The organism is Massilia sp. LXY-6 (assembly GCF_051233485.1).
Classification (GTDB): domain Bacteria; phylum Pseudomonadota; class Gammaproteobacteria; order Burkholderiales; family Burkholderiaceae_D; genus Telluria.
The window spans coordinates 144,005-157,586 of record NZ_JBKFGF010000040.1 but is presented as its reverse complement, the minus strand read 5'-3'; the positions used below and the strand labels follow the sequence as shown (position 1 = coordinate 157,586).

Below are 13,582 nucleotides of genomic sequence, written 5' to 3'. Positions count from 1 at the left end.
TTATCGCATCAATTTTCATAACGTCCCCCTGTGGCGGAAGTGCACAGTCCCGCCCGCTTTGCATTCCCTTTCCATTTTGCGATATCATTTTTTATTGCACCAATTTTTATAGCGGTCTGTTTGTCTTACAAAAAACCGCGATGCATGTCCGATGCAAGGGCTTGCGGCCGATGGTCTATGCAAACCAGCGGACAGAGCACTATACTCCTTGCCTGCGAATTACTTTTTTTAAGGCAACCATGACCTGCAGCGCTTCCGTCCCCTTTCCCGGTCAGGCGGAACCATCATGACTCTGGCCACGGCCGACGCCTTCCGTGCCATCGCCGAACTCGGCGGCGACCTTGCCTTCATCGTCGATTGCGCAAGCGGCCTGCCCGTCTATATCAGCCCGAACGTCAACGATATGCTGGGTTATGGCGCTTCCGATGTTCATGAATTATTCGCCACACATCGGGAAAGTCCCCTGGCGCCGCTGGTCGCTGGCCTGCAGGAACGCCTGCGCCGTTTCGCCGCGGGCGACGGCTCACGCCTGCGCGTGGCGCGCGAGTTCGAGTTGCTTCGTCCGGACGGGCGCGAGGTGCCGGTGGAAGTGATCTCGACCCTGCTGTTGGACCAGGCGGGCAGGGCGCAGGCGCTGGCCGGGATCGTGCGCGACCTGTCGGCAGGGCGCGCGCGCGAACGCGAGCAGAAACGCTTCGCCAGCATGCTGAACCATGAATTCCGCACGCCGCTGTCGACCATCGACGGCGCGATCCAGCGGCTGGAAGCGACCAACCCGGGCGCCGACGAGGCGACGCGCCAGCGCTACCGCAAGATCGCGAACGCGACCGACCGCCTGATCGCGATGCTGGACGATTACCTGTCGCCGGAGCGGATGGCGGAACTGGGACGCCAGCGCGAGGCGAACACGGTGCCGCCGCGCCTGCTGCTGGAAGAGCTGGTGGCGCAGGCGCGCGTCGCCGGCCGGCCCGTTCAGTTGCATGCGGAAGAGTTGCCGGCGCTGCTGCGCGGCGAGCCTAGCGGCCTGCGCCTGGCGCTGAAGATCCTGCTCGACAATGCGCTGCGCTATACGCCGGCCGGCAGCTCGCTCGCCGTGCTGGGGCGGCGCGCGCAAAACGGCGTCGTGCTGGCGCTGCGCGACGCGGGTTCCGGCGTGCCGCCGGCGGACCTGGCGCGCATCTTCGATAAAGGCTATCGCGGCAGCAATGCGGCCGGCCTGCCGGGCAGCGGCCTGGGATTGTACATGGCGCGCTCGGTCGTCGAAGTGCATGGCGGCACACTCGAGCATGTGGCGGCGCCGGAAGGCGGCGCCGAGTTCCAGCTGTGGCTGCCGGTACAGGAAGCGCCGGGGAAAGATCTTGCTTCAAGCGAAACCAGCAGTGATAATCGGGACGGCCTGCGAGGGGTCACCGCCTCGACAACGAATAAAGAAAACATGGCCAACCCATGACGCAAATACTGATTGTTGAAGACAATGGCGAATATGCCGGTGACATGGCTGATTTCCTCAAGGAACTTGGCCATGAGGTCACGATCGCGACCACGGCCGGCGACATGTGGGCGGCGCTGACCCGCACGCCCGCCGCGGTAGTGGTGCTCGACCTGGGACTGCCCGACGAAGACGGATTCAACGTCATCCCGCGGATGCGCCAGCTGTATCCCGAGATCGGCCTGCTGGTCCTGACCGGGCGGGTCGCGTTCGACAACCGCATCCTCGGCCTGCGCCTGGGCGCGGACCACTACCTCACCAAGCCGATCAAGTTTCCCGAGCTGGCTGCCCACATCGAGGCGCTCGACCGCCGCGTGCGTCCCCAGGAGCCGGCGCCGGCGCCGAGCAAGTGGACCTTGCGCGTGTCCGCGCGCCAGCTCGAGCTGATGGGCAAGGTCATCGACCTGACCGAAAAGGAATGCAATTTCCTGCACCTGCTGACCATCAATACCCGGCCGGTGCCGCGCCAGGTGATCGTGGCCGGCATGGGCGGCGACGATCCGGACGCCAGCCGCCGCGTCGACATGCTGGTCTACCGCCTGCGCAAGAAGGCGCGCACCGGCCTCGGCCAGGACCTGCCCTTGCGCAGCGCCTACGGCGAGGGCTACAGCCTGTCGGCCGGGTTCACGCTGGCCTGATCCGGCCCGCTGATTTCGGTTACATTGACGCTCACGCGCATCGCCTGAGCGAGGTTGCCATGAGGTTTCGCTGTCCTTGGGAAGAAGTCGACGCTTTCGTCAGCCTGGCCGAGTTCCGCAGTTTCGAACGCTGGATGCTGGGCCAGGTCAGCGGCGGGCTGGCCCGGCAGGTGCCGGTCGCCCATCCCTACCGCCACGACGACGGCGGAGAAGCCGTGCTGGTCGAGGTCTGGTATCTGCACCTGCAGAGCCGCGAGACCTGGCGGCTGGTGTGGCCGGAGCCACCCTTCGACGGCATCTTCAAGCGCATTCACGGTAATCAAGGATAACAAGGACAAGGCGCAGGGAGACCCGGGCTTTCCGTCATTAATAGGGGACAGAGCGCACGGCGCTGCGCTAGAATCGGCGTTCCGACGATCCCGCCCGACGCCATGGCCCGCCAACCCCGCCTCATCCTGCCGAACCAGCCCCACCTTATCCTCCAGCGCGGCAACGACAACCAGACCATTTTCCGCGACGACGAAGACTACGAACGCTTCCTCGGCTGGCTGAGGGAATGCGCGCGGCTGTACAAGGTGGCCGTGCACGCTTACGTGCTGATGCCAAGCCAGGTCATCCTGCTGGCCACGCCGTCCGACGAAGAAGGGCTGGCGCTGATGATGCAGAAGGCCGGCCGTCATTACGTGCCCTGGTTCAATGCCAAATATGGGCGCTCCGGAACCCTGTTCCAGGGGCGTTTTCGCACCGCGCTGGTCGATGCCGCCCCTTACCTGCTGGCCTGCAGCCGCTACGTCGAGTTCGCTCCGGTCCAGGCCGGCCTGGCGCCCACTCCGCTGGACTACCGCTGGTCCAGCTATGCCCACCATGCCGGCGTATGGTCCGATGCGCTCGTCACCGACCATATGCTGTACTGGGGCCTCGGCAATACGCCGTTCCAGCGCGAAGCCGCCTATACCGAGCTGGTGCAGCAGGGCTATGGCAGCGCGGAAGGGGAGATGATCGGCACGGCGCTGGCAAAAGGCTGGCCGGTCGGTTCTCACGCCTTCAAGGCCGAGCTGGAAAAAAAGACCAAACGGCAGATTCTGCCAGCCAAGCGTGGCCGGCCGTTCAAGGTAAAGACCCCGGCAGGGGCAGCCGAATAAGCCCCCGAATTTCGTTAAGCCCTTGATTTAATTCGCCATTGGTGCACCGGAATCAAGCCTGCATTGCCCGTTAATACTCTGTCCCCATTTATTTTCACAGCGTAGAATTCCAAATTTAATTTGACTCCGACCCTAATTATTATGGTTGATGTTTACTGGCGCCTGCTTTACTCTCGCCCTTCGATCTCTTCAAAAATGCAGCGGAGCTTCCCATGATTGCCCAAGGTTTGTACGACCCCGCCAATGAACACGACGCTTGCGGCGTCGGCTTCATCGCCCATATCAAGGGCAACAAGAGCCATTCAATTATTGAACAGGGTCTGATGATCCTGAAGAACCTGGACCACCGCGGTGCGGTCGGCGCCGATGCGCTGATGGGCGACGGGGCCGGCATCCTGCTCCAGATCCCCGACCAGTACTATCGCGACGAGATGGCCAGGCAGGGCATCGAACTGCCGCCGCCCGGCGAATACGGCGTCGGCATGATCTTCCTGCCGAAGGAGCACGCCTCGCGTATCGCCTGTGAACAGGAAATCGAGCGCGCCGTGCGCGCCGAAGGCCAGGTGGTGCTGGGCTGGCGCAACGTGCCGGTCGACGACACCATGCCGATGTCCCCGACCGTGCGCGCGAAAGAGCCGATCATCCGCCAGATCTTCATCGGCCGCGGCCCGGACGTGATGGTCACCGATGCGCTCGAGCGCAAGCTGTACGTGATCCGCAAGTCGTCGGGCCACGCGATCCAGGCGCTCAAGCTCATGCACGGCAAGGAATTCTTCGTGCCGTCGATGTCGGCGCGCACCATCGTCTACAAGGGCCTGCTGCTGGCCGACCAGGTCGGCGTCTATTACAAGGACCTGCAGGATCCGCGCTGCGTCTCCGCGCTCGCCCTGGTGCACCAGCGCTTCTCGACCAACACCTTCCCGGAGTGGCCGCTGGCCCACCCGTACCGCCTGATCGCCCACAACGGCGAGATCAACACGGTGAAAGGCAACTTCAACTGGACCCGCGCGCGCGAAGGCATGATGAAGTCGGCCGTGCTGGGCGAAGACCTGAACAAGCTGTTCCCCCTCATTTATGAAGGCCAGTCCGACACCGCCTGCTTCGACAACGCGCTCGAACTGCTGGTGATGGCCGGCTATCCGATCGCCCAGGCGATGATGATGATGATCCCGGAAGCGTGGGAAAACCATGCGACCATGGACGAGAACCGCCGCGCCTTCTACGAATACCATGCCGCGATGATGGAGCCGTGGGACGGCCCGGCCGCGATGGCCTTCACCGACGGCCGCCACATCGGCGGTACCCTCGACCGCAACGGCCTGCGCCCGGCGCGCTACGTCGTCACCGACGACGACCTGGTCGTGATGGCGTCCGAGTCCGGCGTGCTGCCGATCCCGGAATCGCGCATCGTCAAGAAATGGCGCCTGCAGCCCGGCAAGATGTTCCTGATCGACCTGGAAGCCGGCCGCATCATCGACGACAAGGAGCTGAAGGACACCTATTCGAACGCCAAGCCCTATAAAGCCTGGATCAAGTCGGTGCGCATCAAGCTCAACGAAATCAAGGTCACCGAAAGCCAGCTGAGCCAGAGCCGCGTGAAGGACACGCCGGCCCAGGGCGAGAAGGCCGCCATCTCCCTGCTGGACCGCCAGCAGTCCTTCGGCTACACCCAGGAAGACCTGAAGTTCCTGATGGCGCCGATGGCGGTGCTGGGCGAGGAAGCGACCGGCTCGATGGGCAACGACTCGCCGCTGGCAGTCATGTCGAACAAGCTGAAACCGCTGTATTCCTACTTCAAGCAGCTGTTTGCCCAGGTGACCAACCCGCCGATCGATCCGATCCGCGAAAGCATGGTGATGTCGCTGGTGTCCTTCATCGGCCCGAAGCCGAACCTGCTCGACACCAACAACGTCAACCCGCCGATGCGCCTAGAGGTCGCGCAGCCGATCCTCGGCTTCGACGACATGGCGCGCCTGCGCTCGATCAGCCTGCATACCGGCGGCAAGTTCAAGTCGTATGAGCTGAACATCTGCTACCCGACCACCTGGGGCAAGGAAGGTATCGAAGCGAGCCTGGCCTCGCTGTGCGCCGAGGCGGTCGACGCCGTCAAGTCCGGCCACAACATCCTGATCGTCTCGGACCGCGCGATGTCGGCCGAGCAGGTCGCGATTCCGGCCCTGCTGGCGACTTCCGCGGTCCACCAGCACCTGGTGATGCGCGGCCTGCGCGCTTCGACCGGCCTGGTGGTCGAAACCGGTTCGGCCCGCGAAACCCACCACTTCGCCCTGCTGGCCGGCTACGGCGCCGAAGCCGTGCACCCCTACCTGGCGCTGGAAACCCTGGTCGACCTGGCGGCCCACCTGCCGCACCCGATGTCGCCGGAAAACGCCGCCTACAACTACACCAAGGCCGTCGGCAAGGGCCTGATGAAGGTGATGTCGAAGATGGGCATCTCGACCTACATGTCCTACTGCGGCGCGCAGATCTTCGAAGCCGTGGGCCTGAACAAGTCGCTGGTCGACAAGTACTTCAAGGGCACCTCGTCGACCGTCGAAGGCATCGGCCTGTTCGAAGTGGCCGAGGAAGCGCTGCGCCTGCACCACCTGGCCTTCGGCAAGGACCCGATCCTGGCCGGCAGCCTGGACGTCGGCGGCGAGTATGCCTTCCGCGTGCGCGGCGAGGACCACCTGTGGACCCCGGACGCCATTGCGAAACTGCAGCACTCGACCCGTGCCAACAACTTCAGCACCTATAAAGAATACGCCCAGATCATCAACGACCAGAGCAAGCGTCACCTGACCCTGCGCGGCCTGATGGAATTCAAGATCGACCCGTCCAAGGCCATCCCGCTGAGCGAAGTCGAGCCGGCCAAGGAAATCGTCAAGCGCTTCGCCACCGGCGCGATGTCGCTCGGTTCGATTTCGACCGAAGCCCACGCGACCCTGGCGATCGCCATGAACCGCATCGGCGGCAAGAGCAATACCGGCGAAGGCGGCGAAGATCCGCGCCGCTACATGGGCGAGTTCAAGGGCATCAAGATCGCCAAGGGCGAGACCCTGGCCTCGATCCTGGGTTCGGACCGCGTGGTGGCCGACATCCCGCTGCAAGAAGGCGATTCGCTGCGCTCGAAGATCAAGCAGGTGGCCTCGGGCCGCTTCGGCGTCAGCGCCGAGTACCTGGCTTCGGCCGACCAGATCCAGATCAAGATGGCGCAGGGCGCCAAGCCGGGCGAAGGCGGCCAGCTGCCGGGCCACAAAGTGTCCGAGTACATCGCCTCGCTGCGCGTGTCGGTGCCGGGCGTCGGCCTGATTTCGCCGCCGCCGCACCACGACATCTACTCGATCGAGGACCTGGCCCAGCTGATCCACGACCTGAAGAACGCCAACCCGAACGCCTCGATCTCGGTGAAGCTGGTGTCGGAAGTCGGCATCGGCACGGTCGCCGCGGGCGTCTCGAAGGCCAAGGCCGACCACGTGGTCGTCGCCGGCCATGACGGCGGCACCGGCGCCTCGCCGCTGTCGTCGGTGAAGCACGCCGGCACCCCGTGGGAGCTGGGCCTGGCAGAAACCCAGCAGACCCTGGTACTGAACGGCCTGCGCAGCCGCATCCGCGTGCAGGCCGACGGCCAGATGCGTACCGGCCGCGACGTCGTCATCGCCGCCCTGCTGGGTGCCGACGAAATCGGCTTCGCCACCGCGCCGCTGGTGGTCGAGGGCTGCATCATGATGCGCAAGTGCCACCTGAACACCTGCCCGGTGGGCGTGGCGACCCAGGACCCGGTCCTGCGCGCCAAGTTCCAGGGCAAGCCGGAACATGTGGTGAACTACTTCTTCTTCGTCGCCGAGGAAGCGCGTCAGATCATGGCCCAGCTGGGCATCCGCACGTACGACGAGCTGATCGGCCGTGCCGACCTGCTCGACCAGAGCCGCGCCGTCACCCACTGGAAGGCGCAGGGCTTGGACTTCAGCAATATCTTCTACCAGCCGAAGGTCGACAGCCCGCGCGCCCTGCTGCACAGCGAAGGCCAGGACCACGGCCTGGACAAGGCACTGGACCACAAGCTGATCACGCAGGCGCGCCCGGCGCTGGAGCGCGGCGAACGCGTGTCCTTCATCTCGCCGGTGAAGAACCTCAACCGCACGGTCGGCACCATGCTGTCGGGCGAAGTCGCCAAGCGCTATGGTCACGCCGGCCTGCCGGACGACTCCATCCACATCCAGCTGCAGGGCACGGCGGGCCAGTCGGCCGGCGCCTTCCTGGCCGCCGGCATCACGATCGACCTGGTCGGCGAGGGCAACGACTACGTCGGCAAGGGCCTGTCGGGTGGCCGCATCATCGTGCGTCCGAACACGGAATTCCGCGGCTGGGCGGTGGACAACATCATTGTCGGCAACACGGTGCTGTACGGTGCGATCTCGGGCGAAGCCTTCATCAACGGCGTGGCCGGCGAACGCTTCGCGGTGCGTAACTCGGGCGCGACCGCCATCGTCGAGGGCGTGGGCGACCACGGCTGCGAATACATGACCGGCGGTACCGTGGTCGTGCTGGGCGAGACCGGCCGCAACTTCGCAGCCGGCATGTCGGGCGGCGTGGCCTATGTGTACGACCCGAAGGGCGACTTCGAACAGAAGTGCAACACGACCATGGTGAACCTGGAGCGTGTGCTGTCCGCCAAGGAGCAGGGCGACAAATCGAGCTGGCACGCGCAGACCCGCAACGGCGAGCGCGAGTCGGACGAAGCGATCCTGAAGCGCCTGATCGAACGCCACTTCAAGCACACCGGCTCGACCCGTGCGCGCAACCTGCTGGACGACTGGGCCAGCAGCCGCGGCAAGTTCGTCAAGGTGTTCCCGACCGACTACAAGCGCGCGCTGGAAGAGATGCACAATTCCAGCATGGAAGAGGCGAACGACAAGATCGAACTCGCCGCATAAGAACAGTACCTATCGTCGTCCCCGCGCAGGCGGGGACCCAAGTTCTGCCGGCGCTAGAGAAACGCGAGCAAACCTGGACCCCCGCCTGCGCGGGGGCGACGAACACCGACGGATATAAGGAAAAACATTGTGGGTAAAATCACCGGCTTCATGGAATTCCAGCGCCAGGAAGAAGACCACCTGGAACCCGCTGCCCGCCTGAAGAACTACAAGGAATTCACCCTGACCCTGAGCAACGATCAGGCGAAGGTGCAAGGTGCGCGCTGCATGGATTGCGGCATCCCGTTCTGCAATACGGGCTGCCCGGTCAACAATATGATCCCCGACTGGAATGACCTGGTCTATCACGGCAACTACCGTTACGCCGTCGAGAACCTGCATTCGACGAATAACTTCCCGGAGTTCACCGGCCGCATCTGCCCGGCACCCTGCGAAGCCGCCTGCACGCTGGGCATCAATGAGGAACCGGTCGGCATCAAGTCGATCGAGCGCAAGATCGCCGATGCCGGCTGGGAGAACGGCTGGATCGTGCCGCAGCCGGCGCTGGCGAAGACCGGTAAAAAGGTCGCGATCGTCGGCTCCGGCCCTGCCGGCCTGGCCGCCGCCCAGCAGCTGGCGCGCGTCGGCCACGACGTGACCGTGTTCGAGAAGAGCGACCGTATCGGCGGCCTGCTGCGCTACGGGATCCCCGACTTCAAGATGGAAAAGGGCCTGATCGACCGCCGCGTCGAGCAGATGAAGGCCGAGGGTGTGACTTTCCGCACCTCGACGATGATCGGCAAGGACTTCCCGACCATCGTCAGCAACATGGCGCGCGAGACCATCTTCCCGGAAGACCTGGCGAAGGAATTCGACGCCATCGTGATGGCCGGCGGCGCCGAGCAGCCGCGCGACCTGCCGGTGCCGGGCCGCGAGCTGAAGGGCGTGCATTTCGCGATGGACTTCCTGCCCCAGCAGAACCGCGTGAACGCCGGCGACAAGGTCAAGGACCAGATCAAGGCCACCGGCAAGCACGTGGTCGTGATCGGCGGCGGCGATACCGGTTCCGACTGCGTCGGCACCTCGAACCGCCACGGCGCGACGTCCGTCACCCAGTTCGAACTGATGCCGATGCCGCCCGAACACGAGAACAAGCCGCTGGTCTGGCCCTACTGGCCGACCAAGCTGCGCACCTCGTCCTCGCACGAAGAGGGTTGCAAGCGCGATTTCGCGGTGGCGACCAAGCGCTTCGAAGGCAAGGGCGGCAAGGTCGAGAAAGTGATCGCCTGCCGCGTCGAGTGGAAGGACGGCAAGATGGTCGAAGTGCCGGGCACGGAATTCGAACTGAAGGCCGACCTGGTGCTGCTGGCGATGGGTTTTGTCTCGCCGGTGCAGCAGGTGCTGGACGCCTTCGACGTGCAGAAGGATGCGCGCGGCAACGCCCGCGCCACCGTCGACGGCGAAGCCAGCTACCAGACCTCGGTGCCGAAGGTGTTCGCAGCGGGCGACATGCGCCGCGGCCAGTCGCTGGTGGTGTGGGCGATCCGCGAAGGGCGCCAATGCGCACGCGCGGTGGACGAGTTCCTGATGGGATCGTCGGAGCTGCCGCGCTGAGCGGCGCTTTTTGCCTCGACGACAAGCGGCCCTGCGGGGCCGCTTTTCATTTGTGCTCTGGCCGAAGATGAGTATATGATCCATATATAGACTATATGTGGAGCATAGTATGGGCATTGTGAACATCGACGACGAGCTGCACGACCAGATCCGCAAGGCGAGCACGGTGTCGTGCCGCTCGATCAACGCCCAGGCGGCGTTCTGGATCAAGATCGGCATGCTGTGCGAGATGAACCCGACGCAGAGTTTCAACGAGATCGTCGTGCGCGAGCTGAGGGAGGCCGGGGTCGAGGCGCTGGCCGCCAGGGTGGCGCCGTCATGATCAAGCGCCCGGAAGAAATCGCCCTGATGGCGGAGTCGGGCAGGCTGCTGGCGCAGGTGTTCGGCTACCTGGACCGCCTGCCCCTGGCCGGCATGTCGACCATGCAGGTGAACGACCTGGTCGACGGCTTCATCGTCGATCAACTCGGCGCACGCCCGGCCAGCAAGGGGCAGTACGGCTTTGCCTACGCACTGAATTCTTCCCCCAACGAGGTGGTCTGCCACGGGGTGCCGTCCACGGCCGACATCGTGCAAAGCGGGGATATCGTGAATTTCGATATCACATTGGAGAAGAACGGCTACATCGCCGATTCCAGCAAGACCTACCTGGTCGGTGAAGTGGCGGCGCCGGCGCAGCGGCTGGTGCAGGCGGCCTATGAGGCGATGTGGAAGGGCATCCAGGCGGTGCGCCCGGGCGCGCGGCTGGGCGACGTCGGGCACGCCATCGAGCGGCACGCGCGGCGCAGCGGCTATTCGGTGGTCAAGGAATATTGCGGGCACGGCATCGGCCGCGAGATGCACGAGCCGCCCCAGGTGCTGCATTGGGGGAAGCCGCAGACCGGACTGGTGCTGCGGGAAGGCATGGTGTTCACGATCGAACCGATGCTCAACCAGGGCGCCGCTGCGGTGCGCACCGAAGACGACGGCTGGACGGTGGTCACGCGCGACGGCCAGCTGTCCGCGCAATTCGAGCATACCGTGGCCGTGACGCGAAACGGCGTGCGGGTGCTGACCTTGCGCCCCGAGGAAAAGACGCCGGCTGCTATTCGTGCGGCCGCTCCATCCGCGGCCTGATCACCAGGGTATCGCCATCGATTTCCGTTGCGGTGCCCAGTTCCCCGCATAGCGAGCGCATGCGGTCAATGATCCACGCGCGCTGCGCACTATTTGCGGGAAACACCCGGCAGCGCCGGATGAACAGCGGATGCAGCACGATCCGCTCCACCGCATCCTCGCCCAGTTCCAGCGCGAACAGCAGCTGGTGATCGTTGCGGAACGCCTGGTCGACGGCGTAATCGTCGACCAGGTCGCCGGCCGCATACAGGATCGGGCAGCCCTCATGCAGTTCGACGCCGTGGAACACGTGCGCGCTGTGCCCGTACACGATCTTCCAGCCGACTTCGATCGCGGCCCTGGCCAGGCGGCGCTGGTGCGGCGCCGGTTCGCGCACCATGTTCGGCCCCCAGTGCAGCGACAGGATGGGCCAGCGTACGCCTTGCGCGCGCAGCGGCGCGAGCGCGCGTGCGAACGCGTCGATGGCGGCGGCCTCGTCGTGCAGGCCAAGCCAGGCCATGCCCGGATGATCCGGCGCGGCGGCGAAGTCGTCCTGGTGGTCGCAAAAGGCCGCCATGCCGATCCGGACACCGTGCCGTTCGACGATGGCGGGCGCCTGCGCGGCGGCCAGGTCGGTGCCGGCGCCCGCGTGCGCGACCCCGTGGGCGTCGAGGACGCGCAGGGTCTCCAGCAGGCCCTGCACGTCGTAGTCGAGGATGTGGTTGTTGGCCAGGCTGACCAGCGCGATGCCGGCCTCGCCCAGCGCCTGGCCCGCCACCGGCGGCGCCCGGAAATAAAAGGCTTTCGGGGTGCCGTGCCAGCGTTCGGCGGGGTCGCAGATCGCGCATTCGAGGTTGGCGATGGCCAGGTCAGCGCCGCGCAGCAGGGGCGTTACTGCGCCCAGCGGATAGTCGGCGCCCTCGCGCAGCAGGGCATCGCCGACCAGGCGCCCGAGCATCAGGTCGCCGCCGAACAGCAGGCGCAGCGGCGCGGGACGGCCGTCCATGGCCTGCCGCCTACGCCACGCGCTCGTAGCCGAACTGGATCCCGGCGGTGCCGCCGGTCTCGATGAACAGGTCGATGAAGGCCGGGACCGTGTCCTTGCGTTGCCAGTCGCGCTGGAGTTCGCAGAACAGTTGCGCCACGCTGATCATCTGGCCGCCGGCCTGTTCGATCCGGCGCAGCGCCATCTCGTGGGCGGTGACGGAGGTGCCCCCCACGGCGTCCGCGACCACATAGACTTCGTAGCCTTCGCGCAGCGCGTCGAGCGCCGGGAAGCACAGGCAGGCCTCGGTCCACAGCGCCGTCATGATGAGTTTCTTGCGGCCGGTCGCCTCGACGGCCTGCTTGAATTCGACGTCTTCCCAGGAATTGATGCTGGTGCGGTCGCAGGTCGGATAAGCGCCCAGCACCTTGCGCAGCTGGCCGATCGGCGGCTTGTTCAGCCCGGTTTTCACGTTGACCGTCGAGTGAACGATGGGAAGCCCATAGGCGAGCGCGGCTTTCGCGGTGCCGACGATGTTATTCACGAGCAGTTGCCGGTCCATCGAGGCGATCGAGTTCACCTGGACCGGCTGGTAGTCGATGATGATGAGTGCGGCGTTCTGGGGCGTCAGCAGATGGTCCTGGCGCGGGTCGCGGATTGCTTCGCTGGTCATGTCGCTTTCCTTTGACTAAGGGATCACCCCGCATCGCGCGCGAAGTGCCCGCTGAACCAGATGCTGGCCAGCCGCGCCACTTCTTCCAGCGCGCCCGGCTCCTCGAACAGGTGGGTGGCGCCGGGGACGATCGCCAGCTCACGCGGGCAGCGCAGTTCGGCGAAGGCTTGCCGGTTCAGGTCGATCACGCCGTCGTCGTTGCCGCCCACGATGAGCAGGGTCGGCGCCGTCACGCCATGCAGGGCGGACACGCCGGCCAGGTCGGGCCGGCCGCCGCGCGAGACCACGGCGGTGATCGACGGATACGGTCCGTTGGCTTGGGGGCGGCCGGGGATCAGCTGGCCGACGTAGGGCTCGCCCAGATGCGGCTCGCCCGCCAGCCGCAGCGCGGCGGCGGCGCCGGTACTGGCGCCGAACAGTCCCAGCGGCAGCTGCGCCGTGGCCGGTTCGCGCCTCAGCCAGCGCGCTGCGGTGCGCAGGCGCAGGGTCAGCAGGGCGATGTCGAAACGATGGTGGGGATCGGCTTCTTCGTCGGCACTGAGCAGGTCCAGCAGCAGGGTGCCGACACCGGCCTCGCGCAGAATGCGGGCCACGTAGTTGTTCCGCGGACTGAGCCGGCTGCTGCCGCTGCCGTGCGCAAACAGGACGATGCCGAGCGCCTCGTGCGGCAGTTCCAGCATGCCTTCCATGCTGATCTTGTCGTGCTGGATGTGGATCAGTGCCTTGGCGTTCACGGTAGGCTTCTCCCCCGATTTTTCGACCATGATGCGCCTGAAAATTCAGCATGTCGATACCTTCACGTGACGGAGCATCGGCGCCCACCGCTTACAGGCCAGGGGGATGTTTCCGTAAGGAATTTGTTAACAAGTCTTATTAAAATGCAACAATTCTACATATACATATTTCATTTAAAACAAATACTTACGTTAAGAAAATATCTGACTCATTGTTCAGTAGTGTTGTAATATCACGTCGATAAGCAAAGCGGAAATGGGCCGTCTCCAGCAGGGATTGCTGTTTCTGCACTACAATA

General features: G+C 64.9%; 11 protein-coding genes. 8 read left to right on the top strand and 3 right to left on the bottom strand.

All coding sequences use genetic code 11. From position 1 onward, the window contains the following. Positions 1-286 precede the first annotated feature (286 nt). The 8 genes from ACI48D_RS18545 (at position 287) to map (ending at position 10,912) form a co-directional block, all read left to right on the top strand. Positions 287-1,450 carry a PAS domain-containing sensor histidine kinase gene (locus tag ACI48D_RS18545; protein WP_435572719.1) on the top strand — a complete coding sequence of 388 codons (1,164 nt, stop codon included), beginning with the start codon at positions 287-289 and terminating at the stop codon, positions 1,448-1,450. Next, positions 1,447-2,127: a response regulator transcription factor gene (locus tag ACI48D_RS18540; RefSeq protein ID WP_435572718.1), complete on the top strand. Its 681-nt coding sequence runs from the start codon at positions 1,447-1,449 to the stop codon at positions 2,125-2,127. Before ACI48D_RS18545 ends, ACI48D_RS18540 begins: the two co-directional genes overlap by 4 nt. Positions 2,128-2,186: 59 nt before the next feature. Then, positions 2,187-2,456: a hypothetical protein gene (locus ACI48D_RS18535; protein ID WP_435572717.1), complete on the top strand. Its 270-nt coding sequence runs from the start codon at positions 2,187-2,189 to the stop codon at positions 2,454-2,456. A 102-nt stretch (positions 2,457-2,558) separates the two neighbouring features. Continuing rightward, positions 2,559-3,269, top strand: a complete 711-nt coding sequence (locus ACI48D_RS18530; protein WP_435572716.1) for a transposase — start codon at positions 2,559-2,561, stop codon at positions 3,267-3,269. 212 nt (positions 3,270-3,481) lie between these two features. Continuing rightward, a complete protein-coding gene (locus tag ACI48D_RS18525) occupies positions 3,482-8,203 on the top strand; it encodes a glutamate synthase-related protein (protein ID WP_435572715.1) in 4,722 nt (1,573 codons plus the stop codon). 129 nt (positions 8,204-8,332) lie between these two features. Further along, entirely contained in the window at positions 8,333-9,796 is a 1,464-nt protein-coding gene (locus tag ACI48D_RS18520) for a glutamate synthase subunit beta (protein ID WP_435572714.1), read from the top strand. A gap of 109 nt (positions 9,797-9,905) precedes the next feature. Next, on the top strand, positions 9,906-10,118 hold the full coding sequence (locus tag ACI48D_RS18515; RefSeq protein WP_435572713.1) for a ParD-like family protein: 213 nt from the start codon (positions 9,906-9,908) through the stop codon (positions 10,116-10,118). Next, positions 10,115-10,912: a type I methionyl aminopeptidase gene (gene map, locus ACI48D_RS18510; protein WP_435572712.1), complete on the top strand. Its 798-nt coding sequence runs from the start codon at positions 10,115-10,117 to the stop codon at positions 10,910-10,912. Before ACI48D_RS18515 ends, map begins: the two co-directional genes overlap by 4 nt. On the opposite strand, the gene ACI48D_RS18505 is transcribed toward map, so the two are convergent. Genes ACI48D_RS18505 through ACI48D_RS18495 form a run of 3 tightly spaced genes read right to left on the bottom strand, consistent with a single transcriptional unit; the run spans position 10,881 to position 13,313 of the window. Further along, entirely contained in the window at positions 10,881-11,897 is a 1,017-nt protein-coding gene (locus tag ACI48D_RS18505) for a CapA family protein (protein ID WP_435572711.1), read from the bottom strand. The genes map and ACI48D_RS18505 overlap by 32 nt on opposite strands. Positions 11,898-11,907: 10 nt before the next feature. Further along, positions 11,908-12,549, bottom strand: a complete 642-nt coding sequence (locus ACI48D_RS18500; protein ID WP_435572710.1) for a hydrolase — start codon at positions 12,547-12,549, stop codon at positions 11,908-11,910. Between the two features lie 23 nt (positions 12,550-12,572). Further along, positions 12,573-13,313: a dienelactone hydrolase family protein gene (locus ACI48D_RS18495; protein ID WP_435572709.1), complete on the bottom strand. Its 741-nt coding sequence runs from the start codon at positions 13,311-13,313 to the stop codon at positions 12,573-12,575. Positions 13,314-13,582: the final 269 nt, after the last annotated feature.